This window comes from Pararhodobacter zhoushanensis (assembly GCF_025949695.1).
Lineage (GTDB): Bacteria > Pseudomonadota > Alphaproteobacteria > Rhodobacterales > Rhodobacteraceae > Pararhodobacter > Pararhodobacter zhoushanensis_A.
The window spans coordinates 4,135,561-4,160,671 of the sequence record NZ_JAPDFL010000001.1 but is presented as its reverse complement, the minus strand read 5'-3'; the positions used below and the strand labels follow the sequence as shown (position 1 = coordinate 4,160,671).

28 protein-coding genes, 1 tRNA gene and 1 pseudogene are annotated in these 25,111 nt (G+C 65.9%); 2 read left to right on the top strand and 28 right to left on the bottom strand.

Features of this window, described 5'->3' with window-relative positions:
• Nucleotides 1–75: 75 nt before the first annotated feature.
• Both OKW52_RS20750 and OKW52_RS20745 read right to left on the bottom strand, forming a co-directional pair.
• Nucleotides 76–570, bottom strand: coding sequence for a DUF2948 family protein (locus OKW52_RS20750; RefSeq protein ID WP_264507394.1), 495 nt, complete (start codon nucleotides 568–570; stop codon nucleotides 76–78).
• Complete coding sequence (locus OKW52_RS20745; RefSeq protein ID WP_264507758.1) at nucleotides 567–758, bottom strand: hypothetical protein; 192 nt, start codon at nucleotides 756–758, stop codon at nucleotides 567–569. The genes OKW52_RS20750 and OKW52_RS20745 overlap by 4 nt, the downstream gene beginning before the upstream one ends.
• Nucleotides 759–980: 222 nt before the next feature.
• Between OKW52_RS20745 and OKW52_RS20740 the strand changes: the two genes are divergently transcribed.
• Nucleotides 981–1,055, top strand: a tRNA-Thr gene (locus OKW52_RS20740).
• A 333-nt stretch (nucleotides 1,056–1,388) separates the two neighbouring features.
• Here OKW52_RS20740 and OKW52_RS20735 read toward each other — a convergent pair.
• From OKW52_RS20735 to OKW52_RS20680, 12 genes are all read right to left on the bottom strand, one after another.
• The gene (locus tag OKW52_RS20735) at nucleotides 1,389–2,255 is read right to left on the bottom strand and encodes a DMT family transporter (RefSeq protein ID WP_264507393.1); all 867 of its coding nucleotides are present in this window, start codon (nucleotides 2,253–2,255) and stop codon (nucleotides 1,389–1,391) included.
• Nucleotides 2,256–2,308: 53 nt separating this feature from the next.
• Nucleotides 2,309–3,073 carry an ABC transporter ATP-binding protein gene (locus tag OKW52_RS20730; RefSeq protein WP_264507392.1) on the bottom strand — a complete coding sequence of 255 codons (765 nt, stop codon included), beginning with the start codon at nucleotides 3,071–3,073 and terminating at the stop codon, nucleotides 2,309–2,311.
• Nucleotides 3,070–4,107, bottom strand: coding sequence for a FecCD family ABC transporter permease (locus tag OKW52_RS20725; RefSeq protein WP_264507391.1), 1,038 nt, complete (start codon nucleotides 4,105–4,107; stop codon nucleotides 3,070–3,072). Before OKW52_RS20725 ends, OKW52_RS20730 begins: the two co-directional genes overlap by 4 nt.
• The gene (locus OKW52_RS20720; protein WP_264507390.1) at nucleotides 4,107–5,114 is read right to left on the bottom strand and encodes an ABC transporter substrate-binding protein; all 1,008 of its coding nucleotides are present in this window, start codon (nucleotides 5,112–5,114) and stop codon (nucleotides 4,107–4,109) included. Before OKW52_RS20720 ends, OKW52_RS20725 begins: the two co-directional genes overlap by 1 nt.
• 313 nt (nucleotides 5,115–5,427) lie before the next feature.
• Nucleotides 5,428–6,180: a sulfur oxidation c-type cytochrome SoxA gene (soxA, locus tag OKW52_RS20715; protein WP_264507389.1), complete on the bottom strand. Its 753-nt coding sequence runs from the start codon at nucleotides 6,178–6,180 to the stop codon at nucleotides 5,428–5,430.
• Complete coding sequence (gene soxZ, locus OKW52_RS20710; protein WP_127105384.1) at nucleotides 6,177–6,494, bottom strand: thiosulfate oxidation carrier complex protein SoxZ; 318 nt, start codon at nucleotides 6,492–6,494, stop codon at nucleotides 6,177–6,179. Before soxZ ends, soxA begins: the two co-directional genes overlap by 4 nt.
• 2 nt (nucleotides 6,495–6,496) lie before the next feature.
• On the bottom strand, nucleotides 6,497–6,943 hold the full coding sequence (locus OKW52_RS20705) for a SoxY-related AACIE arm protein (RefSeq protein WP_264507388.1): 447 nt from the start codon (nucleotides 6,941–6,943) through the stop codon (nucleotides 6,497–6,499).
• Nucleotides 6,940–7,365: a sulfur oxidation c-type cytochrome SoxX gene (gene soxX, locus OKW52_RS20700; RefSeq protein WP_264507387.1), complete on the bottom strand. Its 426-nt coding sequence runs from the start codon at nucleotides 7,363–7,365 to the stop codon at nucleotides 6,940–6,942. The genes OKW52_RS20705 and soxX overlap by 4 nt, the downstream gene beginning before the upstream one ends.
• A gap of 25 nt (nucleotides 7,366–7,390) precedes the next feature.
• Entirely contained in the window at nucleotides 7,391–8,656 is a 1,266-nt protein-coding gene (locus OKW52_RS20695) for an NAD(P)/FAD-dependent oxidoreductase (RefSeq protein WP_264507386.1), read from the bottom strand.
• Nucleotides 8,643–8,942 carry a c-type cytochrome gene (locus OKW52_RS20690; protein ID WP_264507385.1) on the bottom strand — a complete coding sequence of 100 codons (300 nt, stop codon included), beginning with the start codon at nucleotides 8,940–8,942 and terminating at the stop codon, nucleotides 8,643–8,645. Before OKW52_RS20690 ends, OKW52_RS20695 begins: the two co-directional genes overlap by 14 nt.
• A 64-nt stretch (nucleotides 8,943–9,006) precedes the next feature.
• Nucleotides 9,007–11,178: a xanthine dehydrogenase family protein molybdopterin-binding subunit gene (locus OKW52_RS20685; RefSeq protein ID WP_264507384.1), complete on the bottom strand. Its 2,172-nt coding sequence runs from the start codon at nucleotides 11,176–11,178 to the stop codon at nucleotides 9,007–9,009.
• Nucleotides 11,179–11,189: 11 nt separating this feature from the next.
• The gene (locus OKW52_RS20680) at nucleotides 11,190–11,642 is read right to left on the bottom strand and encodes a (2Fe-2S)-binding protein (RefSeq protein WP_264507383.1); all 453 of its coding nucleotides are present in this window, start codon (nucleotides 11,640–11,642) and stop codon (nucleotides 11,190–11,192) included.
• Between the two features lie 474 nt (nucleotides 11,643–12,116).
• Between OKW52_RS20680 and OKW52_RS20675 the strand changes: the two are divergent.
• Nucleotides 12,117–12,221, top strand: a pseudogene (locus OKW52_RS20675) (IS5/IS1182 family transposase); the annotation flags it as partial.
• A gap of 262 nt (nucleotides 12,222–12,483) precedes the next feature.
• Here the strand turns inward: OKW52_RS20675 and OKW52_RS20670 are convergent.
• The 14 genes from OKW52_RS20670 to OKW52_RS20605 form a co-directional block, all read right to left on the bottom strand.
• Nucleotides 12,484–13,554, bottom strand: a complete 1,071-nt coding sequence (locus OKW52_RS20670; protein WP_264507751.1) for an amidase — start codon at nucleotides 13,552–13,554, stop codon at nucleotides 12,484–12,486.
• On the bottom strand, nucleotides 13,472–13,930 hold the full coding sequence (locus tag OKW52_RS20665) for an amidase family protein (protein WP_264507382.1): 459 nt from the start codon (nucleotides 13,928–13,930) through the stop codon (nucleotides 13,472–13,474). The genes OKW52_RS20670 and OKW52_RS20665 overlap by 83 nt, the downstream gene beginning before the upstream one ends.
• Before the next feature lie 16 nt (nucleotides 13,931–13,946).
• On the bottom strand, nucleotides 13,947–14,762 hold the full coding sequence (locus tag OKW52_RS20660; protein WP_264507381.1) for a sulfite exporter TauE/SafE family protein: 816 nt from the start codon (nucleotides 14,760–14,762) through the stop codon (nucleotides 13,947–13,949).
• A gap of 63 nt (nucleotides 14,763–14,825) precedes the next feature.
• Nucleotides 14,826–15,905 (bottom strand): TRAP transporter substrate-binding protein, encoded by a 1,080-nt coding sequence (locus OKW52_RS20655; protein ID WP_264507380.1) that lies wholly within the window; start codon nucleotides 15,903–15,905, stop codon nucleotides 14,826–14,828.
• 29 nt (nucleotides 15,906–15,934) lie between these two features.
• The gene (locus OKW52_RS20650) at nucleotides 15,935–17,491 is read right to left on the bottom strand and encodes a TRAP transporter large permease (protein WP_264507379.1); all 1,557 of its coding nucleotides are present in this window, start codon (nucleotides 17,489–17,491) and stop codon (nucleotides 15,935–15,937) included.
• Nucleotides 17,488–17,973, bottom strand: coding sequence for a TRAP transporter small permease subunit (locus tag OKW52_RS20645; RefSeq protein ID WP_264507378.1), 486 nt, complete (start codon nucleotides 17,971–17,973; stop codon nucleotides 17,488–17,490). Before OKW52_RS20645 ends, OKW52_RS20650 begins: the two co-directional genes overlap by 4 nt.
• Before the next feature lie 28 nt (nucleotides 17,974–18,001).
• Nucleotides 18,002–19,558 carry a gamma-glutamyltransferase family protein gene (locus tag OKW52_RS20640; RefSeq protein WP_264507377.1) on the bottom strand — a complete coding sequence of 519 codons (1,557 nt, stop codon included), beginning with the start codon at nucleotides 19,556–19,558 and terminating at the stop codon, nucleotides 18,002–18,004.
• 32 nt (nucleotides 19,559–19,590) lie between these two features.
• Nucleotides 19,591–20,271, bottom strand: a complete 681-nt coding sequence (locus OKW52_RS20635) for a GntR family transcriptional regulator (RefSeq protein ID WP_264507376.1) — start codon at nucleotides 20,269–20,271, stop codon at nucleotides 19,591–19,593.
• 511 nt (nucleotides 20,272–20,782) lie between these two features.
• A complete protein-coding gene (locus tag OKW52_RS20630) occupies nucleotides 20,783–21,793 on the bottom strand; it encodes a zinc-dependent alcohol dehydrogenase (protein WP_264507375.1) in 1,011 nt (336 codons plus the stop codon).
• Nucleotides 21,790–22,794 (bottom strand): branched-chain amino acid ABC transporter permease, encoded by a 1,005-nt coding sequence (locus tag OKW52_RS20625; RefSeq protein WP_264507374.1) that lies wholly within the window; start codon nucleotides 22,792–22,794, stop codon nucleotides 21,790–21,792. The genes OKW52_RS20630 and OKW52_RS20625 overlap by 4 nt, the downstream gene beginning before the upstream one ends.
• Before the next feature lie 10 nt (nucleotides 22,795–22,804).
• Nucleotides 22,805–23,665 (bottom strand): branched-chain amino acid ABC transporter permease, encoded by an 861-nt coding sequence (locus tag OKW52_RS20620; protein ID WP_127105399.1) that lies wholly within the window; start codon nucleotides 23,663–23,665, stop codon nucleotides 22,805–22,807.
• Complete coding sequence (locus OKW52_RS20615) at nucleotides 23,652–24,377, bottom strand: ABC transporter ATP-binding protein (protein ID WP_264507373.1); 726 nt, start codon at nucleotides 24,375–24,377, stop codon at nucleotides 23,652–23,654. The genes OKW52_RS20620 and OKW52_RS20615 overlap by 14 nt, the downstream gene beginning before the upstream one ends.
• Nucleotides 24,374–24,817, bottom strand: a complete 444-nt coding sequence (locus tag OKW52_RS20610) for an ABC transporter ATP-binding protein C-terminal domain-containing protein (RefSeq protein WP_264507372.1) — start codon at nucleotides 24,815–24,817, stop codon at nucleotides 24,374–24,376. The genes OKW52_RS20615 and OKW52_RS20610 overlap by 4 nt, the downstream gene beginning before the upstream one ends.
• Nucleotides 24,814–25,110 carry an ATP-binding cassette domain-containing protein gene (locus OKW52_RS20605; protein WP_264507371.1) on the bottom strand — a complete coding sequence of 99 codons (297 nt, stop codon included), beginning with the start codon at nucleotides 25,108–25,110 and terminating at the stop codon, nucleotides 24,814–24,816. The genes OKW52_RS20610 and OKW52_RS20605 overlap by 4 nt, the downstream gene beginning before the upstream one ends.
• Between the last annotated feature and the right edge of the window lies 1 nt (nucleotide 25,111).

Here is a 25,111-nt window from a genome sequence, read left to right as displayed (position 1 = left end):
TCTCCTGCGTCCCGGTCGGGATAGGGGATCACGCCGCGCGGGGCAAGCGGGCGCAGCGTCGCCCCGCGCTGTGGTTCAGTCGGGGTGCCTGGGGGCCTGCCGCGAGGGGGCGGCATAGGGCCGCGTGACGTCGCTCAGCTCGACCTCAAGGCACTCGACCGTCAGCGCCAGCGCGCCGTCGCCCGCGAAAGTCAGCACGACGCGGCCGGGACCGGCGGGGTCGCCCTCAGCCGTCTCGGCGTCGGGGGTGTAGTCGATCGAGAGCAGGGACAGCACCGTGTCCTCCTCGCGCGACAGGCCCTGATGCGAGACCGCTGTCACATCGCCAAAGTCGAGCACCGCGCGCACCCGCTCGAACTGGCGCCCGGCAGCGCGTGCCTGTGATTCGTCTTCCCAGCGAAAGCGGTTGAGCAGCAGCGAGAATCGCCGCCGGTTCTTGGCATAGCGCAGATCGCTGCCGGTCAGGACGGCGTCCTGTGCCAGGGCCGAGAGGATGCGCAGATCGGCGCTGTCGCGCGCAATCAGGCGCAGGGGCTTTTGCGCCCCATCTTCGAATGTCGCGTCGCTCATACGTCTGTCTCACCTTCGTTGCGGGCGCGGGACTGTGCCTTGCGCCTTGCGATATTGGCCTTGAGCGCGGCCTTGACCCGGGCTTCCTTGGTCGGATCGCCCTTGGTGCCTTTGACCGATTGCACCTTGCGCGCTGCGTCCGCAGGCGGTGCAGGGTGCAAGGGATCGGTGTCGGTTTGCTTGGTCATGACGCTTGTCTTACCCTGTGATGAAAAAACCGTCCAGATGGGCTTGCGCGGCGCGCGCTTTGCGTCTAATCAGCCGCCCGTGGCGACGTTGCAAGAACCGGGTGCCAGAGCACTGCTCGAGATCCGGAAACAAGCTTCGCTAACAGACTGAAAAGAGAGTGGTTCTTCCAGATCGCTCTTGCCTTGGGTTCATCTCTGAGGTTACTGACTGGAAAACAAGATGCTGTGGTAGCTCAGTGGTAGAGCACTCCCTTGGTAAGGGAGAGGTCGAGAGTTCAATCCTCTCTCACAGCACCATATTTCCCTGAGATCACAAAAAGATACCTGGCATCGATCCGTCACCCGCAAGGTGCCGCGCGTCTCCTTTGCTTGGGCTGCTTGGCGCTGTCAGGCGGCGGAACTGCGTTCCTTGAGGGTGCTCGGGAGCGTTCAGTCGGACGCGCAGCGTTCGACTGACTTCATGCAGCGGCCTTCAGGCCCTTGATGGCCGCTGCGTGGCTTGCGCCGAGAGCAGCCCTGACCTGCTTCCCTGTCATCGCGCAATCCCGGAGGCGTCGAGCTTCGTCGCGATCACACCGCTGCCGCGCGATTGCTACGGTCCGCATTGCCCGAAGGACCGTCGGTAGGCGCCTAACGTGGCCTGCCGGACCGCGCGACGAAAGCGCCGACAAGGATCAGAGGCCCCGCCAGAAGAAAGGCCAAACCGGGCACTTCGGCGAAAACGACGAACCCGAGCGCAACGGCCCAGAGAACCGACAGGTATTCGAACGGAGCCAGAGCCGAGGCCTCGGCGTGGCTGAAGGACAGCGTCATCAGAATATGGGCGAGCCCGCCCGCGAGGCCGGTTGCGATCAACAGAGCCATGCCTGCGGCACCTGGCCAGACCCATCCCCACGGAAGGGTGGCGAGGCCGCAAAGGGCGGACACGGTGGCAAACCAGAACGCGATGGCTCCGGCGCCTTCACCCAGCAGCGTCAGCCGGCGCACCTGAATCAGCGCGCCTGCCGTCAGGACAGCCGTCAAAAGGCCCAACGCCACACCCAGCCCGGCCGAATCCGGCAACACGCCAGCCGAAGCTGGCAGGAAGAAGGCGGCCGCGCCGGCGAGGCCGAGCGCCACGCCACCGAGGCGCCGCGCGTTCAGTTGCTCGCTGAGAAGAACCCAGCCCAGCACCGCGAGCATGACCGGTGACAGGTAGGACAGCATGGTCGCTTCGGCGAGCGGCAACAGGCGGATCGTCGCGAAAGACGTGAACATGGCCACCGCGCCCATCAGGCAGCGCCCGATATGACCAAAGGGCCGCGAGGTCACAAGCCCCCGCGGCCAGTCGCCACGCCACCACAGGAACACCACCAACGGCAGCAGCGCGACAGCCGACCGGAAGAACACCAACTGCCCCAAGGGCACCGTGTCGCCGAGCGCCTTGACGCAGACCCCCATCAGCGCAAAGGCCAGCGTCGACAGGATGCGCAAGGTGATGCCGAGCGCTTCGTTCACCTCCAATGATGCCTGCGTGGCGACGGCTGGAGCCGCCTTCGATCCTGCGCGCCTCATTCCGGGCTGAACCGGATATGGGGGCGGCCGGTCTCTGGCGATCCGCTGACATGGGCGGTGACGCGGAACACGTCGCGCAGGATCTTTTGGGTCAACACCTCTTCGGGCGTGCCGCAGGCGCGGACGGCCCCGGCCTCGAGCACCACCATCCGGTCGCAGAACATGGCGGCAAGGTTCAGATCGTGCAGCGCAATGACGCTGGTCAGATCAAGCTCGCGCACCATGCGCAGGATCTCGATCTGGTGATGGATGTCGAGGTGGTTGGTCGGCTCGTCGAGGAACATGACCTGCGGTGCCTGAGCCAGCGCCCGGGCGATATGAACCCGCTGCCGCTCGCCACCCGAGAGTGTTTGCCACGCCTGCTTTCGGCGTGTCGCCATTTCAACGCGGCCAAGCGCCTGCGTTACCGCGGCCTCGTCGGCCTCGGACCAGCCTGCGAGCGCCGAGCGGTGCGGCGTCCGGCCCAGCCGCACCACATCGGCCACCGTGACATTCGTGTCGGTCGCGGCGCTCTGCTGGACAAAGGCGACCTGTCGCGACAGAGCCTTGCGCGATACCTGCGCGATGTTCTGGCCGTTGATCTCGACACGGCCCGAGGCGGGGCGGCGCAGCCCGGCCAGAAGCCGCAGCAACGAGGATTTGCCCGATCCGTTCGGGCCGATCAGGCCCAGCGTCTCGCCCGGCGCGACGCTGAGCGAAACATCCTGCACGATCATGCGGCGCTTCACGCCCCAGCTCAGGTTTTCCGCGATGACGCTCATGCCTGCGGCCTCGCCCGGTAGAGGATGATGGCAAAGAAGGGCACGCCGACCAGCGCCGTGACCACCCCGATGGGCACCGTCTGCTGCGCGGCGATCACGCGCGAGACGATATCGGCGATCACCATGAAGACCGCGCCGACCATGGCGCTGGCTGGCAAAAGCCGCATATGCATGGGCCCGGCGACGTAGCGCGCGGCATGCGGCACCACGAGACCGACGAAGCCGATGGCGCCGACCATGCTGACAATGGTCGCGGTCAGAAGGGCGGTCACGCCGAACAGCACCAGCCGGATGCGCACCACCGGCACGCCGAGAGCTGCGGCGTCCTCGTCGCCGAAGGTGAAGGCGTCGAGCGACCTTGCCATCAGGATGCAGATCGCGAGGCTGACGATCACCACGCCCAGCAGAAGCTGGAAATCCGGCCACCGCACGCCGCCAAAGCTGCCCAGAAGCCAGAACATCACATCCCGCGCCTGCTGCGCATTGCCCGATGTGGTGACGATATACGAGGTCAGCGCGTTGAAGAGCTGCGAAGCGGCGACACCGGCGAGAATGGTGTGGTTTGGCCCGCTGGTCGCGCCGTTCGACAAAAGCGCCACCAGCGCGAAGGCGGCGAAAGCCCCGGCGAAGGCGCCCAGCGACAGGGACAGGCTGCCCGCGCCGATCCCCAGCACGATCACGCAGACCGCCCCGGTCGAGGCCCCGGCCGAGACGCCCAGCACGAAGGGTTCGGCCAGCGCATTGCGCAAGAGCGCCTGCAGGATCGCCCCGCAGAGCGCGAGGCCAGCCCCCGCAAGCGCCGCCACCAGCGCCCGGCTCAGGCGCAGGTTCCAGATGACGCTCTGTTCGATGGGGGCGATTTCGGCGTGGGTCAGGCCCAGTTCGTTGGTGACCGACAAGAAGACCGTGCGCAGCGCGATGTTGTAATCGCCGATCGCCGTCGCGGCGGCGACGGCGAGGATCAGGGTCAAGAGCGACAGGCAAAGGAAAAGGACGAGGCGCGCGGCCCCGTCCTCGGACGTATCGGAAGACATCACTGCTGATCGCGTGCTTGCAGCTGCTCGGCCACCTGCTCGGCCCCGTAAAGCGTGCGGATGCTGGGGTTCATCGCCGCCCCGCTCATCACCACGATCCGGCCGTTGCGGACTGCGTCCATCTGGCTGACAGTGGGATCCGAGGTCAGAAACTCGATCTTGGTCTCGGCCGTGTCCAGATCCCAGCGGTTGCGGTCGACCTGCGCCGCCACGATCACCGTCGGGTTGGCGGCCATGATGCCCTCCCAGCCGACGGCGGGCCAGTCCGCCTCGGTCCGGATGGCGTTCGAGCCGCCGAGCAGATCCGCGATATAACCCGAAGGGCCGTTGCCGCCGCCCAGATAGGCGTCATCGGCCGGCGAGGGGCTTGAGAACCAGAAGAGGAAGGTCAGACCCTCGGTCTGGGAGAATTGCGCGCGCAAGGTTGCCTCACGCGCCCGGAAATCCTCGATCAGCGCCTCGCCACGGTCGGTCACGTCAAAGATGCGCGACAGGTCCTCGATCTCCTTGTAGAGCAGGTCCATGCTCCACAAGTCACCGCGCGATCCATAGGCATCGCCAGCATCGAGCGTGGTGGAGCAGGCGCTTGGCGACAGATAGGTCGGAATGCCCAGTTCTTCTAAATCCGACCGGTTGGCGACGGTGCTGTCCGGTCCCATCAGCGTCGTCAGCATCGCCGCGACGAAATCGGGCTGGCGCGAGAGCACGGCTTCCAGTGTCGGGAATTCGACGGTCAGCACCTCGACCTCGGCATTGGCTTCGGCCAGCTCGGGCAGAACCGAATTTGGCCAGAAGGCGCTGGCCGCCATCCTGTCTTCCAGCCCCAGAAGCAGCATGATCTCGGCGCTGTTCTGCCCCAAGGCCACGGCATTCTGCGGTGCCTGACTGAAGGTGACGGTTTGGCCACAGTTTTCAAGTGTCAGAGGATAGGCCGTCTGAGCCTGAGCCGCAGCCGTCAAAGAGGCCAGCGCGGCGACCGCAAGTGTAAGCGTTGAAGTGTTCGGCATCGAAGGCGTCTCATTTTCGAGTAGTTTTGTCGGATTTCGGGTACAAGTGTTCGCCCGTATTTACAAGAGCGTTTCTGTCAGGAATTCATCGGCCGCACTCGCCGCCACGGCATGCCCAGACGCGCCCTGAGAAAGTCGGACTTGCCCTGAGAAGGCAGTGAGCACCACGTGAGGGATCAAGCGCGCGACATCCTGAAAAAGGGCCGCAACTTTCCTCGGTGGTTGCAACGATGGCGGCTCAGCCCTTCATGCCGGACCGTCCGGTTGTCGCGGTCGACGAAAGCCCTTTGCTGCGGTTTAGGTGGGTCCGCCGTTACGGCCGGATCGGCAGCGTTTCGACCTGAAGGCCAGCGGCGCGGCTTTGCAGATAGAGGGCCAGCGCGATGAAATCCGCCGATCCGGGCGCGAAGGGTTCCGCCCTGACCCCGGTCAGGCATCCCCGGATTCGGCGTTCCAGCGTGCCCAGCGTCTCCCATTCCAGCCGGTATTGCGGATAGCCGGTCGGATGCCCCTGCGGGATCAGCGCGGCGGCCAGATGGCCGCCGGAATTGTCGTCATGGCATTGCGCGCAGGACAGGTTCAACTGGCCCAAGCGCGTGGTGAACAGCGTCTCGCCGCGCGCGCGGGCTGGGTCGAGCCGGGGGTCGGGATCGGGTGTCAGCGGCATGCCGCGCGACTGGTGGGTGACATAGGCCAAGAGCGCCAGAATGTCGGGATCGGCGCGATCCTGTGGCCCGGCCCCCTGATGGCGGTCGCGGCACAGGGCGATGCGGCCGCTCAGATCCACCGGCGCTGCCTGCCCCTCGTCCCAGGCCGGATAGCGCGCGGCGACCCCCGCCATGCTGTCGTCGGCGGCATCGTGGCAATCGGCGCAGCTTTGGCCACGGGTGCCCGCCGGTTCGGACCACAGACGCTCGCCGTCGATCAGCCAGAACGCCGCCGGATTCAGCGGGTCGTCCTGCATTGCCTGCAGGGCCGGGCTCATGTCGTCATAGCCCGTGCGGCGGTCCTGTGCCCCGGCGGGCAGGGCAAGCACGATGCCGGCAAGGACGGCGGCGCGGATCATGCGACGGTCAGCAACCGGCCATCGCGCGCGGTGACGCCGGAATTATCGGTCCAGACAAATTCGACCCGCCCGGTTTCCCCGGCGCGCAGATGAAAGCTGAGGATCGGATTGGCGGTGATCGCCGGGAACAGATCGGCGCGAAAGACTTCTTCGCCCTGATACAGGCAGGCGACGCTTTCGATGATGTCGCGCGGCACCAGCGCGCCGTCGCGCCCGGTGCGGAAGCCCGTCTCCATCGGGTGCTGGATCAGGATGCGGATCGTCACGATCTCGCCGGGGGCGGCGGTTTCGGGGACGTTGATCAGGACGGACATGCTCAGACCTCGCGGCAGGCTGGGGCGGTGACGATCACCTCGGTCGCGGCGGACCAGAAACTGCCGTCGCTCAGGCGGGCGACGGCGTGCACCGTCTGGCTGCCGTTCAGACGAATGCGCGTTTCGACCATGGCAAGGCCCGACCGCGGGGTAAGGTGAAAGCGCGCCGTGTCGGGCAAGGGGTTGATCTCGTTGAAAATGGCGATCTGTTCGACATGATCTTCCGGCGTCATCGGGCTGTCGACGGAAACGGTGAGCGGGACAGAATTGCCGTTCTCGACCAGCAGCGGGATGCGCAAGGTCACCCGCCCTTCGGTGATCTCGGCGCCGCCGGTGAACCCGTCGATCGCGGTTTGCATCGTTTCCGGCGTCGCCCGCGCAGGGCCGAACCGCAGCACCAGCGGCCCCCCCAACAGCGTGGCAAGCGTGGTGCGGCGGGTCAGGGTCATGGCGCGTCTCCGGTCAGTGTGGCAAGATAGGCAACGACGTCTTCGACCTCTTGCGCTGTCAGCAAGGTAGTGCCCTGCCAGCGTTCGCCCACCCGCGTCAGGCCCTCGGTCGCATGATAGGGTGGCATGATCGTGTCGGGATTGGCCCGGCGGCTGTCGACGATCTGCTGGCGCAAGTCCGGCAGTGTGCGCCGCGCGCCTACGCCGGTCAGGTCCGGCCCCAGCGTGCCGGTGAAGGCGACCTGCGGGAAGGGCCCGGCATGGCACAGCGTGCACAGCCCGTGCTGCGGATCGGTGACGATCTGCGCGCCGCGCGCCGGATCGCCGGGCGTGCCGGTCAGGGGCGTGGCCAGCCCGTCGGCCCCGGCCGCCGTGCCCGAAAGCGCCAGCGCGGCCAGCGCGGCCCGTAGGGTGGGGTTCAACCCCACCTTACCCCGCCGCCGCTTCTCAGCCGCCAAAGGCTTCGCGCACCGTTGCCGCATACCACGACCTCGCATAATCCGCCTCCTGCGCGCGGTCTTGCGCCGGTGCCTCCAGAGCCGACAGCCCGCCTGCATCCGCAAGCTCGGTCAGCTTGCCCTCGGCCTCGGCATAGACCCCGGCGACGGAAAAGCCGAAATCCGGCGCGGCGAGGCTGTAGCAGGTGTTGATCAGGCGCGGGCTTTGCGGCTCCTCGCCCCGGAACAGCGCATCCAGCGCCTGCGCCAGCACCTTGGCCTGCGCATTCGCCGAAAACGCCGATTTGGGCATGGCCCCCGGCGCGCAGGCGTCGCCGATCACATGAATGCCGGGCACCAGATCGGATTCGAAGGTCACGCCGGACACCGGGCACCAGCCGGTCTCATCCCTGACCCCGGCCACCTGCGCGATGGCCCCGGCGCGCTGGGGCGGGATCACATTGGCGACGGCAGCGGCGACAGTGCCGAATTCGGTCTGCAAGGTCATCGCCGCAGGATCGACGCCGATCACCCGCCCGCCCATCGACGGCGGACGGAACTCGATCATGCCGGGGTAGAGCCGCGCCCAGGCCTCTTCGAACAGGGGCTGCTTGGAGAATGTCTCCTTGGCGTCCAGGATCAGGATCTTCGACGCGGGCTTGGCCTGTGCCAGGTAGTGCGCGATCAGGCTGGCGCGTTCGTACGGGCCGGGCGGGCAGCGGAACGGGTTGGCGGGCGGCGCGATGACCACCAGCCCGCCATCCGCCATCGCCTCAAGCTGCGCGCGCAGCAGCGCGGTCTGCGGCCCGGCTTTCCACGCATGCGGCATGCGCTCGGTCGCGGCCTCGTCATAGCCGGGCAGCGCGTCATAGAGGAACTCGACACCGGGCGAGAGCACCAGCCGGTCCCAGTGCAGCACCGCGCCGCCCGCCAGTGTCAGCGTCCGGGCGTCAGGGTCAACGTCCACGGCGCTGTCCTCGATCAGGCGCATGCCGTCCAGCGTGGCGCCCGCCAGCGGAAAGCTCAGCGACTCCAGTTCCATGAACCCGCCGAGCACGGCATTCGAGAACGGACAGGTCACGTAGGTGGCGTCGCGTTCCACCAGCGTCACCTCATGCCCCAGCCGCGCCAGCGCGCGCGCCGCCGTGGCACCGCCAAACCCGCCGCCGACCACGACGACGCGGCCCCGGTTCTGCGCGGACAGGCGGCGGGGCAGGGCCAGTGCGGCCACCGCGCCACCGGCAGCGACGATCACCTGGCGTCTATCGAGTGTCATGGCTCATCCCCCCTGCAGCGATCCAGTCGGCAATGGCCGCGATGTCCTGATCCGAGAAACCGGCGGCGAGACGGGGCATCAGCGTGGCGGGGCGGCTGCCGTCCTTGAAGCCAGCCATCGCGGCGACGATCTGAGCCGCTGTCCAGTCGTCCAGCGGCAGAATGCTGCCTTCGCCATGGCAGCCCGAACACATCGTGGCACCCGGCGGAGGCACCTGCGCCTGCGCCCCGCCTGCGGCAAGGCCCGGCAAGAGAACCAGCAAAAGAACCAGCAAACTGCGCATCATGAAGTCCTTTTTTCCGAGGGAACTCGGACGGGTGGCCCACAACGGGGCCACCCGCAGGGCGCCGTTACTGCGGCGTCAGGTCGTGCTTGCTGAGCGGCAGCTCGCGGATGCGCTGCCCGGTGGCACGGTAGACCGCGTTCATCACGGCGGGCGTGGCGACGAAGATCGTCGGCTCGCCCACCCCGCCCCAGAATCCGCCCGAGGGGATCAGGTGGCTTTCGACCGCGGGCATCTCCCACATGGATACGATGGGATAGGTGTCGAAGTTCTCTTCCTGAACCCGGCCCTCCTCCATCGTCACCTGGCTGAGAAGCCCGGCGCTGAGACCATAGGCGAACGAGCCTTCGATCTGCGCTTCCACCTGCTGCGGGTTGACGACATGGCCGCAATCGGTGGCGGCAACGATCTTGTGGATCGTCAGCGCGCCACGGTCATCGACGGACACCTCCGCCGCCGCCGCCACATAGGAACCATAGCCCATATGCTGGCACAGGCCCCGGAACCGGCCTTCAGGCGCGGGCGTGTCCCAGCCGATGCCCTCGGCCACCTTGTTGAGCACGGCAAGGTGCTTGGGATGGTTCTGCATCAGGCCCCGGCGGAATTCCAGCGGATCCTTACCCGCTGCATCCGCCAGCTCGTCCATGAAGCTTTCCAGATAGAACGCGTTCTGGTTGTTGTTCACCCCGCGCCAGAAACCCGGACGGACCGGCGGGTTGCGCATCGCGTGATCGACCAGAAGGTTGGGGACGGTATACCCGAACTGCCCTTCGGTGCCATCGGCCTGCAGACCCTGGAAGGTCAGCGGGTCCATGCCGTTCTGCAGGGCAAAGGGCATCAGCCCGGCGAAGATGGACTGCCCCGAGATCCGCATGTGCAACGCGGTCAGGTTGCCATCGGCATCCAGCGCACCGCGCATCCGGGCCTTGGTGGTGGGGTGATAGGTGCCATGCGTGCTGTCTTCCTCACGGCTCCAGATCACCTTGACCGGCGTGCCCTTCATCTCCATCGCCACCTTGAGCGCGGCGACGGTGTAATCCGCCGACGAGGCCCGGCGCCCGAAACCGCCCCCCAGATTGATGCGGTGGATCTCGCATTGCGGGATTTCCAGCCCGGTGGTTTCCGCCGCCACCGCCAGATCCGTCTCGGCGTTCTGCGTGGGCACCCAGACCTCGCAACTGTCGTCGGTGACAAGCGCCATGGCGTTCATCGGCTCCATGGTCGCGTGATGCTGCCAGGGATAGTGATAATCGGCCTCGATCACCTGGGCAGCACTCTCGAACGCGGCGGCGACATCGCCGGACTGGTTGCCGACAAAAGCCTCGGTGGCGCTGAGCCCCTCATCCAGCATGGCTTCAAGATCGGCCATGCCGAAGCTGGCGTTCTCGCCCAGTTCCCATTCGATCGGCAACGCTTCCAGCGCGGTCTTCGCGCGCCACCAGGTATCAGCGACGACGACAACCGCCTCGTCGCTGATCTGCACAACGCGCTGCACGCCGGGCATGCCCATCACGGCGTCGGCGTCGATGCTGGCAATCTTGCCGCCCATGACCGGCGTTTGCTTGATCGCCGCCAGCATCATGCCGTCGATCTTCAGGTCGATGGCATATTTCTGGCTGCCGTCAAGCTTGCCCGTGGTATCCAGCCGCAGCACCCGCGCGCCCGCGATGGTCCAATCGGCGGGATCCTTCAGCGTCACCTCGGTCGGCACTTCAAGACTGGCCGCGTCCGAGGCGACATCGCCATAGGTCAGCGTCTCGCCGCCCGGCCCGGTGATCACGCCCTTGGACACGCTCAGCGTGCCGGCATCGACGCCCCAGCGGTTCGCGGCGGCCTGCACCAGCATCATGCGCGCCGCGGCACCGCCTTCGCGCACCATCTGGTGCGAGGTGCGGATGCCCTGACTGCCGAAGGTGCCGAACGAGCCCCAGACCCGGCTGCGCGCGACGTTCTCGCCCGGAGTCGGATAGCTCCAGGTGACGTTGTCCCAGTCGCATTCCAGTTCTTCGGCCACCAACTGGGCAAGGCCGGTCAGCGTGCCCTGGCCCATCTCGATCTTGGCGATGCGGACGACGACGGTATTGTCAGGGTTGATGACAACCCAGGCGTTCATCTCGGGGATATCCCCGGTTGGGGCGTCCTGCGCCAGCGCGGGCAGCGAAAAGCCCAGCGACATGCCGCCAGCAGCGGCGGTCCCGGCCAGAAACGACCGGCGGGACAAGGTGAAGCGATGTGTCATGGTGTCCCCCCTCAGCTGAGTTCGGCGGCGCGCTTGATGCCCGCCTTGATCCGGTTGTAAGTCCCGCAGCGGCACAGATTGGTCATGTTCTCCTTGATGTCCTCGTCCGTGGGTTCGGGGAAATCGTGCAGAAAGGCTGCGGCGGCCATGATCTGACCCGACTGGCAATAGCCGCATTGCGGCACGTCCAGTTCGGCCCAGGCCTGCTGGATCGGGTGCGAGCGGTCGGGCGACAGGCCCTCGATTGTGGTGATCTCCTCGCCCGGTCGGATGTCCTGGATCTGCATCTGGCAAGACCGGGTGGCGATTCCGTCGATATGGACGGTGCAGGCGCCGCAGGCAGCGACGCCGCAGCCGTATTTGGTGCCGGTCAGGCCCAGCTGCTCACGCAGGACCCACAGCAGGGGGGTATCGGGCTCGGCATCGAAATCCATGCTGGTCCCGTTCACGACGAGTGTTGGCATCTTGGCTATCCTCCCATGTGCGATTGACTCAGGCTAGCGCGCGGCGGGAAACGTGGCCAGATATTTGTTGAGTTATAAACCATCATTAAGTGCATTCAGCTGAAAAGCCGTTATTTTATTGGAGTTTTCAGCGGCCCCGCCGTGCAGATCGACGCGCCCGAGAGGTGCGGCGCGTGCCGGCTTCAGTGCTGAGTCGTGCACGATGACAGCGCCGCATTTCCCGGTGGTAAAAAACGTCGATGGTCGATGCCTGTTTCTGCGGAGATATGACTGCAGATACAGGACCTTTCGGTCTGGATCAGTCGATGCAATCCATGCCCGTGACCGCTGTCAGGCTTTATACCTGCACCATGAACCAGAAAAATCACGCGCATCTGCAAGGGCAGTGGTCCCCGCTGCAGGAAGAAGTCAGCGCGGTTGTTCGCCCGAATAATCGCGGGGCGGGCCGCCGAAACGGTGGAGCCGACGACCCCTCTGATCGGTCGCACCAAGGGCGCGATGACCTTCAAACTCCAACCGATGACCGACAGAAAAGGCCGCCTGATCAGGTTCTTTAGGCCTGCTGGTCAGGTCAGTGACTAGACTGGTGCGGCAGTCCTTCTGGGCATTCTGCCGACTGCGCAGTTGCCACTCGCTGATGCCGACACCTCGGCGCCAAAGCCGAAACCAACCGTGGCAATGACCCAAAAGATCGCCCTCTCGCGGTATCACTGGTTTGTTTGTTGCACCGGCCGGAGGGACGGCCACGTCCAGAGCGCCGGTGGGTGCCGTGCAGGACCCGTCGCCCGCCACAGGACGCAGGCGGGTAGCGGGCATCTTTCTCGCCTGAGAAAAGGCCCGCTTAACTGTGGCGGACAACCGGGTCGATCACCGGCAGGGGGCCGCCGAAAACCAGTTCGACACTGCGCGCTGCGGCAAGCAGGTCCCGCTCGCCGCGCGGCTTGCCGATCAGTTGCAGTCCCACCGGAATCCCCGCCGCATTGCGCCCCACCGGCACCGACAGGGCGGGCAGTCCGAGCGCGGTGGCAAGGAACCCGCAATCCAGCCAATCCATGTAGAACGTCAGCTCTTTCCCGTCGATCCGCCGCACCCATTCCTCCTCGACCGGGTGCGGCATCGTCCCCACCACCGGGCAGGCCAGTACGTCGACATGGTCAAAGACCGCCTGCATCGTGTCGTAAAGCCGCGACCGGATCAGCTGCGACTCGATGATGTCGTCCATGGTCAGTGCCAGCCCGTCGCGCAGGTTGCCCTCAAGCGTCGGTTTGAACTTTGCCCGGACCGCAGGGTCGATGTCGCGCATGAGCGTCGCCCACAACAGGCCGCGCTGCACATAATAGGCGCGGCGCATGCCCGACAGGTCCGGGGTCACGGTATCGACCGCCGCCCCCGCTGCTGCCATGCGGGTCATCGCCGTGTCGATATGATCCCGCATCTCGAGGTCGACGGCGCTTTCGCCGGACAGGTCGGGCAGATACCCGATGCGCAGGCCGGCAGGCTCGGCGCGGGTGACGGCGTCCCGGTAGGGCGCGGGATCGGCCGGGTATGACAGCGGGTAGCGCGGGTCGAACCCGGTCATCGTGTCGAGAAACAGGGCAAGGTCCGTGACCGACCGGGCCATCGGCCCCTGTACACCCTCGGTGATGTAGCCCGCCTGCGCGGGGCCGCCCGCCACCAGGCCGGGGCTGGGGCGCAGGCCGACGACACCGCAATACGCGGCCGGTGTGCGCAGGCTGCCCCCGTGATCGGATCCATGGCTCAGCCAGGTCTGGCCCACCGCCAGCCCGGCTGCCGCCCCGCCCGACGATCCCGCCGGATTGAGCCGCGTGTCATGCGGGTTGCGGGTCGCGCCGAAGATGGCGTTGAAGGTGTTGGCACCGGCGCCGAATTCCGGGGTGTTCGTCTTGCCGATGACAAGACCCCCGCGTCGTTCGATCTCGCTCGACCAGAGGGTCTGACGCCTCGGGCACGTACTCTGCAAGCGCTGCCGTGCCCCAGGTGGTGCGCACCCCCTCGACCGCGGTCAGGTCCTTGATGCCCACGGGCAAACCATAGAGCGCGCCGCGCGTCTCGGAGGGTGCTGGCAGCGACCGGGCAGCCTTGCGGGCACGGTCGAAACAGGTGGTCGGCATCGCGTTGACGGCGGGGTCTGTCTGGGCGTGGCGCGTCTCTGACGCGGCGATGAGTTCCTCGGGCGACACGTCACCGCGGCGCAGCAGGTCGACCACCGCCACCGCGCTCAGGGCGCAGAGGTCGGGGCCGGAATAGGCGGGGATATCGGTGGTCATGGCTGTCTCATCCACGTCAGAGCCCAAGCGCGCGGCGCAGCATGTTGAGCGCAACCAGAATCAGGAACACACCGAATAGGCGTTTCAGCAGAACAGGTTGCGTCGCATGTGCCAGGCGCGCGCCAAGAGGCGCGGTCAGAAGCGTCATCGACACCACGACCAGAAAGGTTGGAATATTGATGGCCCCCAGTGTCAGGGGCGGGTGTATGGCAATGGGAAGGAAGGCAAAGCCGATCACGGACGGCACCGCGATCAACAGGCCGAAGCCCGCAGCCGTTGCCACCGCGCGGTGAATGGCGACCCCGTGCAGCGTCATGAACGGGACGCCGAACGATCCGCCGCCGATCCCCATGAGCACCGACAGGAAGCCGATCAGCGGCGAGCACGCGGCCCGCACGAAACCGCCGGGCATCTCGGGGGCGAGCCGCCATCTTTCGCGTCCGAACGCCATGTACAGGCCGACGATCAGCGCCAGCACGCCGAAGATTCCCTGCAACGTGGTGGAGCGCAACTGCGCCGCCACAAACACCGCGATGGCTGACCCGATCAGGATGCCGGGCGCCCAGCTCTTCAGAATGGCCCAGTCGACGGCACCGCGTTTGTTATGGGCGTGAAGCGACCTGCCCGAGGTGACGACGATCGTGGCAAGCGATGTCGCGATACAGATCTGCATCAGTTCGTCGCTGCCAAAGCCCAGAAGCGTGAAGCCGTAATAGAAGGCGGGTACGAGCACGATACCGCCGCCGACGCCGAGAAGGCCCGCCAGCACGCCGGCAAACGCGCCGATAACCAGCAGCAACAACACCAGCTGAACAAGCAGCACGGGATCCATGGTCATGAAGGGGTGTCTTTCGATCTGGCGCGGACCCGCCCGACGACGGGTCCGCCCTTGGTGTCACATGAAGAAGTTCTGACGACGCACCATGAACCCGGTATCGTAGAATTGCTTGTAGCCGGTCGCTTGCCGCACATAGTCGTAGTAGGCATCGACGAAGCGGCGGTGGAACGCGCTGGTCTCTTTCACCTCTTCGATGACTTCGGCGCAGGCCGTTTCGATCCCGTTCCAGACATCGTCGGGGAACTCACCAATGGTCAGGTCGGGATTCGAGCGCAGCCTCTCGAAGGCGGCGAGATTCGCATGGAACGTGTCGGCGTAAGATTTGTTGGCTTCCGCCTCGGTGATCGTTTCGACCATGAGCCGCTGACTGTCGGTCAGTGCCTCCCAGACCTCCATGCCGATCCCGAACTCGATGCCGCCATAAACTTCGACGGGCGTCGGTGCATACATGTAGCCTGCGACGTTCTGCAGGCCGAAGGCGAGGTCGTTGGACGGCCCCACCCATTCGGCCCCGTCCAGCGTACCCGCCTGAAGGGCTGCAAAGATGTCACCGGGCGGGATCGAGGTCGGGTTCACCCCCAGTTTGCGCAGCACTTCGCCGTAGAGCCCGGCGGCGCGGAAGTTCAGCCCCTGAAGGTCGGCGAGCGAGGTGATTTCCCGCTTGAACCAGCCGGCGGTCTGAACACCCGAGCCGCCGCCGATGAAGATCTTCAGGCCCCGGTCGTTGGTGAATTCGTCCAGAAGCTCCTGACCGCCGCCGAAATACATCCAGGCGTGCATCTCGTCATAGGTCAGGCCGAACGGTGCGGCGGTGAAGAAGGCATGCGCGATGTCTCGGCCCGAGAACCACGTCCCTGAGCCGTGATAGACCTCGGCCGTGCCGCTTTCGACGGCCTCCTGCGTGGCGAAGGGCGCGACGAGCTCTCCTGCGCCGAACACCTGAACGTTGATCGCTCCTTCGGAAATCTGCGTGATGCGGTCGGCCCAGCGTTGGGCCGAGACACCCGGACCGGGCAGGCCACGCGGCACTGAAGTCACCAGTTTCCAGTTATGTTGCGCCTGCGCACGCGCAATCGTGGGGGCCGCCAGAGCCGCCGGAGCGACAGCTGCGCTGGAGAGGAATGTTCTTCTTTTCATTTTCTTTTGTTCCCTGTTGTCTGCGCCGTTCAATGGTAGATCACGTTCGGCAGCCACGTCGCGAGGTCAGGGACCAGGAAGACAATGGTCAGCGCGACCATCTGCAAGAAGATGAACGGCACGATCCCCTTGTAGATGTCGATGGTTTGCACGGCCGGAGGCGCGACGCGCCGGAAGTAAAAGAGCGCGTAGCCGAAGGGCGGCGTGAGGAAGCTGATTTGCAGATTCAGGCTTACGAGGATGGCGAACCACACCGGGTCGACCCCGGCGGCCATCAGCGGCGGACCGGCGATCGGCACGACGATGAAGATGATCTCGACATATTCGATGATGAAGCCGAGCACGAAGATGATGGCCATGACGACCAGCACCGCCGTGATGCTGCCGCCCGGAAGCCCGTGGAGAAACTCCTCGACGATGGCTTCGCCATGCAAGCCCCGAAAGACCAGCGACAGCATGGTCGCCCCCAGCACGATCAAGGTCAGCATGGACACCATGCTCGCGGTGCTCAGCGTCACGTCCCACATGCCGCCGCGATGAATTTCCTGCACCAGCGCGGCAAGTGTGCCGATGCTCAGCGTCACCAGCGCCACGGTGCCGATCCCGGCGACCAGCGGAGAGGCCTGTGCACCGCCCAGAACCTTGACCAGCACCAAGGCGAACGCGGCGGGCAGGACGGTGGCCATGAGCGCCCACCGCCAGCGGGGCACCCCGTCGCGGTCCATCGCCGTCATGACAAGTGCTCCCGCGGCCCCAAGCGCCGCGCTCTCGGTTGCGGTGGCAATCCCTCCAAGGATGGACCCGAGAACGATCAGGATCAGAAGCAGCGGCAGAACCAGCGAATAGGTCACTTCGCCCAGACCGGGCCGGGTTCTGTTTCCCTGTTCGTCGCGCTGGATCACCGGCGGGCAGCTTTCGGGGCGGTGCAGCGAGGTGACGAAGATGTAGACAAGGTAAAGCCCGACCAGCATCAGGCCCGGAATGAAGGCGCCCGCGAACAGGTCACCGACCGAGACCGGCTCGACCGCCCATTCCCCGGCCGATCGCCGCCCGGCCTGATACGCCGAAGAAATCTGGTCGGTCAGCAGGATCAGCAGGATCGATGGAGGGATGATCTGACCCAGCGACCCCGAGGCGCAGATGACGCCCGAGGCCAGCGACTTGGAATACCCCGCCTGCAACATGGCGGGCATCGCGATCAGACCCAGCATGAAGATGGTCGCGCCGATCACCCCGGTCGAGGCGGCGAGCAAGGCCCCGACGATCACGACCGCATAGGCCATGCCACCCCGTCGGTTGCCAAACAGCGCCCCGGCCGTCAGCATCATCCGTTTGGCGATGCTGGAACGCTCCAGCAGCCCGCCCATCAGCACGAAAAGTGGCACCGACAGGAAGACGTCGTTGGTCAGAATGCCAAAGGCCCGCGACGGGAAGGCCGAGAGAAAGGCAAGGTCGAAGACGCCGAGCGATGCCCCCAGAAACGCCACCAGCGTCGGGACACCCAGCAGGACGAAGCCGACGGGCGCGCCGGACAGGATGCCACCCAGCAGCAGAACACCGAGAAGAGCCAGAAGCACAGCGCTCATCTGTCGTCTTCCTTTCCGTAGAGACTGGGACGCAGGCCCACGATCAGCGCGACCAGAGCGAGCGTGGCGAACACCAGCGCCGTCACTGTCTTGAGGATGAAAAAGCCCGGCAGGCCTCCGAGGGTGGGCGAACTCTCGAGAACCCGCCACGATGTCCGCACCATCGGCACCGAGGTCCATGCGGCCCAGCCTGCCGCCGGGAACAGAAGGCCCAGCAACGCGATCCGGTCGATGGCGCGGCGGGTGCGCGGCGAGAACCGATCGCTGAACACGTCGACCCTGACGCTCTCATTGTTCAGGATGACCCCGGCCATCGGCAGCGACACGATGAGGAAGAACAGATAGGCAAGCAGATCCGTCGCCCATGGCGCCCCCAGCGAGAAGACATAGCGCAGGGCGACGATCACGATCTGCACCATCAGCAGAGAGACGACAGCAAGGGCAGCAACCCCGCGCAGCGTCCCGGAAAAACTGATTTTCATACGGGTTCTGGGGGGCTGCGTGGTCATTTCAGATCCCCAGAGCCAGGCCGTCTTTGCGCGGATCGCTGCCGCCGGTCAGAAGCCCGGTCGCGGCGTCCCGGCGGATCGCCTGCGCCCCGCCCATGCCGATGGCTGCACGCGTCACTGTGTGCCCCATCTCGGCAAGTCTGGCCGCGACCGCTTCGTCGAAGGTGCTTTCGATCTCCAGCTTGCCCGACGTGATGTCGAGGAAGCTGCGCGGCGCGTCGATCGCCGCCTGAACATCCATTCCGAAATCGACGAGGTTCGAAACGAAATGGGCGTGTCCCGTCGCCTGATAGGCGCCGCCCATCACGCCGAACGGCATTGCATACTGGCCCGGAACCTCAAGCAAACCGGGCAACAGGGTGTGCAGCGGGCGCTTGCCGCCGATCAGCTCATTCACATGGCCTTCCTGCAAGGTGAACCCGGCACCGCGATTTTGCAGCGGAATGCCGAACCTCTCGGACGCGAACCCCGATCCGTAAGGCCAGAAGAGCGAGTAGATCAGCGAAACGCACAGGCCCTCGCCGTCGACCACGGTGATATAGACGGTATCCTTGTGAAGCGCCTCGGGGCGTGGCGAAAGGGGCTGTCCCGCGCGGGTCAGATCGATCTGACCCGCCATTTCGTCGATGGCCGCTTCGGAAAGCATCCCGTCGAGGTTCAGCGCTCCCTCTCCCGGATCGCCGATGAAACGGTTGCGCGCGCCATAGGCCAGCCGCGTCGCTTCGGCTTCGATATGGACGCGCTCGGCGCCCTTCGGATCGAGACGGGCGATATCGAACCGCTCCAGAAGCCCGGACAGCAAAAGCGCGGTCGCTCCCTGACCGTTCGGCGGAAGTTCGACAAGGTCATGGCCGCGGTACGCGCGCCGGATCGGCGTGACCGGGGTGGCCTCGGTCTTTGCGAAATCCTCGGCCGTATGCAGGCCGCCCTCTGCCCTGAGCGTGGCAAGGATATCTTCCATCACCGGGCCTTCGTAGAAAGCGCGCGCGCCGTCGCGGGCAATCAGGCGTAGCGCCTCTGCCTGTCCGGGGGCGGTGAAGAGGTCGCCCTCGCGATAGCTCTGCCCGTCACGCAGGAAGTGCTGCCGCCCTGCGCCCTGCAGCCGGCCCGCAAACGTCGTCCCGTCGATGGCAGTGCGGCGATGGACCGGCACGCCGCGCTCGGCCACGCGGATCGCCGGCGCAAGCACCGTCGCCAGATCGAGCCGCCCCTCTTGCGCGATCAGCCGGTCGAAGGCATCGACGGCGCCGGGCACGGTTACGGCATGGATCGAGTCGAGACCCACCGCCGTCATGCCCCGGGCCCGCAGATCGGCAGCATGAAGCGCGGCAGGGGCGCGCCCCGATCCGTTCAGTCCCCGGCTTTCCCCGGTCTTTGCGTCGTGGATCAGCGCGAAGACATCGCCGCCCAGCCCGGCCATCGCGGGTTCACAATACCCCAGCACGACGGCACCGGCGACCGCGGCATCGACGGCGTTTCCGCCTTGGCCCAGAATGTCGAGGGCAACGCGGGCCGCCGCGGGATGCGACGTGGCGCACATCGCCTCGGTGGCATACATCGGCGCGCGTCCGGGTCCTTTATACGAATGTGTCACCTGACTTCGCCTTTCACTTTGGGAGCGTCTGACCGCGACTGCGTGTCTTCAAAGAATTGCTGGAGCGAGATAAGCGCCTGCGCGATGTGTTCGCGCATCAGCCGCGCGGCTTCCTTGCCATTTCCGGCCAGAACAGCGTCGGCGATCGCTGCGTGTTGCAGGTGCGGGAATTTAAGATCGGCGTTGTAGTCTTCCATCATGAAAAGCGCGGCGCTGTAGGGCGTGATCCGGAGCCGCGTTTCCTCGGCCACCGTCTTGAGCATCCGGTTGCGCGCGCCGTCATGCAGATGGCCATGGAATTCGAAATCCATCTCAAGCGCGGCGGACCTGTCATTGCGCAAGCTGACATCCTGCGACGCGGCCATGAGTGCACGCAGCTTCAGCCGCTCGGCTTCGTTCATGCGCACGGCGGCCAGAGACGCGCACAGGGCTTCGATCTCTCCCATCGCTTCGAAGGCTTCGCTCAACTCGGCCCGGTCAAAGCTCCGCACGACAGCAGAACGGCGGGGCCGGATCTCGATCAGGCCCGAGGCGCCAAGTTGCCTGATGGCCTCGCGTACCGGGGTCCGGGACACGCCGAAGCGGTCGGCAAGTGAAAGTTCGTCCAGCCGGTCGCCCGGCTTCAGCTCTCCTTTGATAACAAGGTCAGCGATCTTGTGGCGCAGTGTATGAGGCATGATTTCTCCTGTCCCGATACGCTAAACCAGCATTTTGCATTCTGTAAAGGAAAATTGCATACAATTTTGATGTTTGCGATGCAATTCTGTAAGCACATGTTATCGCAATATTTTTTAGGTTAAACCCATCCAGAGTTTTGTGCCTCCAGCCGGGAAAACCGGTTGGTCGGCGCCCGGAAAAGCCCGGTGGGTTTCCGGCATCGGCCTGCACGGGGCTGACGTTCTGACCCGTGACGCGCTTGCCAGAGGCTGATTCCGGATGGTTATGCGGCCCTGAATTCAGCGCCGCGAGCACCGTAGCCGAAAGCACCGTAGAAGGTCGCCTCGGCTCGGGCCTTCGCGATGTTTTTGACAGGCTCGAACAGGCGGCGGTTGTCGAACCCGACGATCCATCCGAGTCTGGCATCGTCAACGGTCGCGAAGCGACACCTTGGACCCGGTGGTGGATAACTCAGGCCTTGAACAGCCCGTTGATCGTCTCCGCAAATCCTCGGGCCAATCCTCGGAGATGTCACCCGAAGGGGTCGATCAGCACCTTGCACTGGGTCGTCCGCTGCCGCAGCGCCTCGAAGGCGCCCGGTGCCGTGTCGAGGCCGACCACATCAGACACCAGATGCTGCGGCGCAAAGCGGCCCTTGTCCAGCGCATCGATCGAGGTGCGGAATTCGTGCATGTCGAAGAACACCGACATGATGACCGTCACCTCTTTCGAGATCGCGCGGAAGCTGTCCAGCCGGTCGGTTCCGGTGCAGAGCCCCAATACGCAGACCGTCCCGCGCGGGCGCACGAGGTCGATGCAATGGTCGATCAGCCCGACCTTGCCCACGCATTCGAACACGATGTCCGGCGCAGCCCCGCAGGCCCCGGCCACGCGCTGCGCCATGTCCGGCCCCGATTGCACGAAGGCCGTGGCGCCGAGGCTGCTTGCGCGGTCTTCCTGATGGCGGTGCAGGTCGGCCGCGACGACCGTCTGGGCCCCAAGCCTGCGCGCCCAATAGACCACAGCGAGGCCGATGGCCCCGGCCCCCACCACCAGCACCCGGTCGCCGGGCTTCATGCCCGAGCGCATCACCCCGTGCAGGGCCACCGCCAGCGGCTCGGCCAGCGCCCCATCAGCCAGCGAGACATCGACGGGCATCCGGCGCAGCTGATGATGTGCCAGCGCCGTAAACTCACCGTAGCCGCCGCCGATCAGGGTCATGCCCGTTTCGCACCACGCAGGCTGGCCCGCGCGGCAGGCGGGGCACGCGCCACAGCCGCGGATCGGCGCGGCGGCGACCAGATCGCCGGGTTTCAGCGTCGTGACCTCGCGCCCGACCTCCAGCACTTCGCCCGCGAATTCATGGCCGATGACCTCGCCGCCCTGCAGACCGAAGGTCTGATCCTCGGTCATGTGCAGGTCGCTGCCGCAGATGCCGCAGCGGCAGATCTTCAGCACCACCTCATCCGCGCCGCAGGTGGGGTCTGCCACCTCAGCCTTGCGCAACGGTTGCCCGAAGGCGTCGAACACCAGCGCCTTCATGCCTTGTCTCCGTCCAGCCGGATCAGCCGCCGTCTTGTGGGGAACCACGGCGCCTCGACCCATTTCGACCACAGGCCCCAGATCCCGCCCCGGAAGTACAGAGCGCAGACGAGGGTCAACAGGCCCAGCACGATCAGGTAGCTGGCGCCGTATTCGCCGAACCAGCGGTCCGCGAAGAAATAGATCACCGCACCGATGATCACGCCTTCGAGGCTGCCGATGCCGCCGACCATGACGATGAAGATCGCAAGGTTTGCCCAACTTGCATCGAAGGCAGACGGCGGGGTGATACGCAGTTGTGCCATGAAATAGACCGCGCCCGCGAAGCCCGTGCCGACGGCCGTGGCGATGAAGATCAACAGCCGCAGCCGCCCCACATCGACGCCCTGGCTGGCCGCCGCGACGGGGTTGTCGCGCATCGCCGTCAGCGCAATGCCATAGCGCGATCGGAGCAACAGATAGCTGCCGCCAAGCGTGACCAGCAACAGCGACGCCGCCAGCAGGGACGAGGCGACGGCACGCTCATGCGCCGAAAACTGGGTCATGACCCGCAGGCTCATGCCCGCCCCGCCGTTCAGCATCGGCATGTTGGTGGCGACAAGGCGCAGCGCCTCGGCCACGACCCAGGTGCCGATGGCGAAATAGGCCCCCTCCAGCCGGTGCAGCAGGCCATAGATCGGCACGGCCAGAATCGCCGGGGCGATCAGGCTGAGGAACACGGCGAGGAACGGGTTCACGCCAAAGGTCTGGGCCAGGACGAACATCGCGTAAGCCGCGACGCCGACGAAGGCCTGCTGCCCGACCGAAACGACCCCGCCGTAGCCCGCCAGCATGTTCCACATCTGCGCCACGGCGATATAGCAGGCAAGCGTCACGACATCGCGGATCAGACCTTGCGAGGCCCACCACGGCATGGCGCAGATCCCCACAAGCGCGGCGGTGAACAGGACCAGCGCAACCCGTCCCGAGAGGGTCATGCGCGCGACACGATACTTGGACATGGGGGCCCCCTCAGGATTTGCGCTGGAAGATGCCTTGCGGGCGGATCGCCAGCACGGCCAGGAAAACGAGGTGCCCGGCAAGGATGCCGAAGCCCGGAGAGATGCGAAAGCCGATGGCCTGGCTGATACCGAGGATCATCGCCCCGGCGAAAGCGCCCCAGATCGAGCCCAGACCGCCGATGATCACCGCCTCGAAGGCATAGATCAGCTGGAACGGCCCGTCCGCAGGTGCCACGGTCGACCGCATTGCCTGGAACGTCGCGGCGAAACCCAGGATGCCCACGGCAATCGCGGTCGCGGCGGCATAGACGTTGCGGGGGTTCACGCCCACCATCGCCGCCGCCTCGACATCCGCAGACGCTGCGCGCAGCGACCGGCCGAAGCGGGTGCGGCGCATGGTCAGATCGAGGCCCCCGGTCAGCAGCGTGGCGCAGATCAGCACGATCAGCGGCAGCACGCCGATGAAGATCGGCCCCAGCGAGATCGAAGCTTGCTGGATCCCGCCGCCCGACAGCGACCGCGTGTCAGCCGACCAGATCACCAGCATCGCGTTTTGCAGGGCGATGGACAGCCCGAACGTGGCGATCAGCGACGGCAGCGGGTCATTGCCGACCACGCGGTTCAGCAGCGCACGCTGCAGCAGCCAGCCGAGCGCCGCGCCAATGGGCACCAGCGTCGCCAGCACCGCCCAGGGCCCCAGCCCGGCGAAATTGGCCAGCGAGATGCCGATCAGCGCCAGCAACACGACCAGATCGCCGTGGGTCACGTTGACGATCTTCATCACGCCGAACATCAGCGCCATGCCGAGGGCGTATTGCGCATAAAGGCCGCCCAGAAGGACGCCTTGGACGATACCGTCAATCCAGTGCATGGCTGGCTCCGAAATAGGCGGCCGAGATCGCGTCACGGCTGATCTCGCCAGAGGTGCCGTGCAGGGTCACGCGCCCTTCCAGCAGACAATAGAGACGATGCGACGCGCGCTGCGCGAGGCCGACATCCTGTTCGACCAGGATCAGCGCCGTGCCGTTCGCGGTGATTTCCGGCAGGGCGGCATAGATCTCGCGCACCACCTTGGGCGCAAGGCCAAGACTGATCTCGTCGCACAGAAGGATGCGCGGTTGGGCCAGAAGCCCGCGCCCGATGGAGACCATCTGCTGCTGTCCGCCCGACAGGTTCTCGACCTGCGTGCGGGCTTTTTCCTGCAGGATCGGGAACAGGGCAAAGACCCGCTCCAGTGTCCAGGGCTCGGCCACGGGCTGTGCGGCATGTTCGCTGGCAACGCGCAGATTCTCTTCGACGCTCATCCCGGTGAAGAGGCGACGGCCCTCGGGCACGATGGCCAGCCCCTCGCGCACCATGTGATGCGGAGCCCGGCCGCCGACCGGCTTGCCATCGAGGCGGATCATTTCGGGCGCGACGGGCAGAAGGCCCATGATCGCGCGCAGCAGGGTGGATTTTCCGGCCCCGTTCGCGCCGATCAGCGCCACGGTCTCGCCGGGGTTCACGGTCAGGTCGATGCCGTGCAGCGCGCGCATGTCGCCGTACCCTGCGATCAGGCCGTGGGTGGACAGAAGGGGGGTCATGCCTCGACTCCCATGTAGACACGCTTCACGTCCGGGTCCTCGATCACGGCGGCGGGCAGACCTTCGGCGATCTTCTCGCCGAAGTTGAGCACCATCAGCCGGTCGGCCACGGCGAAGAGCGCGTGCAGGACGTGCTCGATCCAGACAATCGTGGTGCCGCCGTCACGGATGCGGCGGATGAGGGCGACGAGCGCCTTGCCCTCGTCATCGGTGAGCCCGCCCGCGATTTCATCCAGCAGCAGCAGGTCCGGCTTCGAGGCCAGCGCCCGCGCCAGTTCCAGCCGCTTGCGATCCAGAAGCGTGAGCGAGCCTGCCTCGGTATTGGCGCGCGGCGACAACTCGCACTCCTCGAGGATGTGCGCGCAATGGTCATAGGCCTGCGCTTCGGTCATGCCGCCGCCGAAGGTCGCGGCGACGAGCAGGTTTTCAAAGGTGGTCATGCCGGCATAGGGAAGCGGGATCTGATAGGTACGCCCGATCCCGGCCCGCGCACGGCGGAACGGGGGCCGGCCAGAGGCCGGCCCCGGAAACGGATCTCTCCGGCATGATCACGGATGTCGCCACTGACGAGGTTGAACAGCGTGGTCTTGCCTGCCCCGTTGGGGCCCAGAATGCCCAGCACCTCGCCCTGCCGGACCTCGAAATCGAGATCATGCAAAACCCGGACCGCCCCAAAGGACTTGCCCAGCCCGCGCGCCACCAGAAGGGGCGCGCTGTCTCCGTTTCGTTCCATC

Coding starts and splice junctions, on each gene's coding strand:
- OKW52_RS20690 (WP_264507385.1), bottom strand. CDS start 8,942: ATGATGCGCAGTTTGCTGGTTCTTTTGCTGGTTCTCTTGCCGGGCCTT.
- OKW52_RS20730 (WP_264507392.1), bottom strand. CDS start 3,073: ATGAGCGTCATCGCGGAAAACCTGAGCTGGGGCGTGAAGCGCCGCATG.
- OKW52_RS20680 (WP_264507383.1), bottom strand. CDS start 11,642: ATGCCAACACTCGTCGTGAACGGGACCAGCATGGATTTCGATGCCGAG.
- OKW52_RS20685 (WP_264507384.1), bottom strand. CDS start 11,178: ATGACACATCGCTTCACCTTGTCCCGCCGGTCGTTTCTGGCCGGGACC.
- soxZ (WP_127105384.1), bottom strand. CDS start 6,494: ATGTCCGTCCTGATCAACGTCCCCGAAACCGCCGCCCCCGGCGAGATC.
- OKW52_RS20705 (WP_264507388.1), bottom strand. CDS start 6,943: ATGACCCTGACCCGCCGCACCACGCTTGCCACGCTGTTGGGGGGGCCG.
- OKW52_RS20605 (WP_264507371.1), bottom strand. CDS start 25,110: ATGGAACGAAACGGAGACAGCGCGCCCCTTCTGGTGGCGCGCGGGCTG.
- soxA (WP_264507389.1), bottom strand. CDS start 6,180: ATGATCCGCGCCGCCGTCCTTGCCGGCATCGTGCTTGCCCTGCCCGCC.
- OKW52_RS20615 (WP_264507373.1), bottom strand. CDS start 24,377: ATGACCCCCCTTCTGTCCACCCACGGCCTGATCGCAGGGTACGGCGAC.
- OKW52_RS20695 (WP_264507386.1), bottom strand. CDS start 8,656: ATGACACTCGATAGACGCCAGGTGATCGTCGCTGCCGGTGGCGCGGTG.
- OKW52_RS20620 (WP_127105399.1), bottom strand. CDS start 23,665: ATGCACTGGATTGACGGTATCGTCCAAGGCGTCCTTCTGGGCGGCCTT.
- OKW52_RS20625 (WP_264507374.1), bottom strand. CDS start 22,794: ATGTCCAAGTATCGTGTCGCGCGCATGACCCTCTCGGGACGGGTTGCG.
- OKW52_RS20660 (WP_264507381.1), bottom strand. CDS start 14,762: ATGGATCCCGTGCTGCTTGTTCAGCTGGTGTTGTTGCTGCTGGTTATC.
- OKW52_RS20725 (WP_264507391.1), bottom strand. CDS start 4,107: ATGTCTTCCGATACGTCCGAGGACGGGGCCGCGCGCCTCGTCCTTTTC.
- OKW52_RS20610 (WP_264507372.1), bottom strand. CDS start 24,817: ATGACCACCTTTGAAAACCTGCTCGTCGCCGCGACCTTCGGCGGCGGC.
- OKW52_RS20630 (WP_264507375.1), bottom strand. CDS start 21,793: ATGAAGGCGCTGGTGTTCGACGCCTTCGGGCAACCGTTGCGCAAGGCT.
- OKW52_RS20640 (WP_264507377.1), bottom strand. CDS start 19,558: ATGTATGCCACCGAGGCGATGTGCGCCACGTCGCATCCCGCGGCGGCC.
- OKW52_RS20635 (WP_264507376.1), bottom strand. CDS start 20,271: ATGCCTCATACACTGCGCCACAAGATCGCTGACCTTGTTATCAAAGGA.
- OKW52_RS20745 (WP_264507758.1), bottom strand. CDS start 758: ATGACCAAGCAAACCGACACCGATCCCTTGCACCCTGCACCGCCTGCG.
- OKW52_RS20665 (WP_264507382.1), bottom strand. CDS start 13,930: ATGACCACCGATATCCCCGCCTATTCCGGCCCCGACCTCTGCGCCCTG.
- OKW52_RS20750 (WP_264507394.1), bottom strand. CDS start 570: ATGAGCGACGCGACATTCGAAGATGGGGCGCAAAAGCCCCTGCGCCTG.
- OKW52_RS20655 (WP_264507380.1), bottom strand. CDS start 15,905: ATGAAAAGAAGAACATTCCTCTCCAGCGCAGCTGTCGCTCCGGCGGCT.
- OKW52_RS20645 (WP_264507378.1), bottom strand. CDS start 17,973: ATGAAAATCAGTTTTTCCGGGACGCTGCGCGGGGTTGCTGCCCTTGCT.
- OKW52_RS20650 (WP_264507379.1), bottom strand. CDS start 17,491: ATGAGCGCTGTGCTTCTGGCTCTTCTCGGTGTTCTGCTGCTGGGTGGC.
- OKW52_RS20720 (WP_264507390.1), bottom strand. CDS start 5,114: ATGCCGAACACTTCAACGCTTACACTTGCGGTCGCCGCGCTGGCCTCT.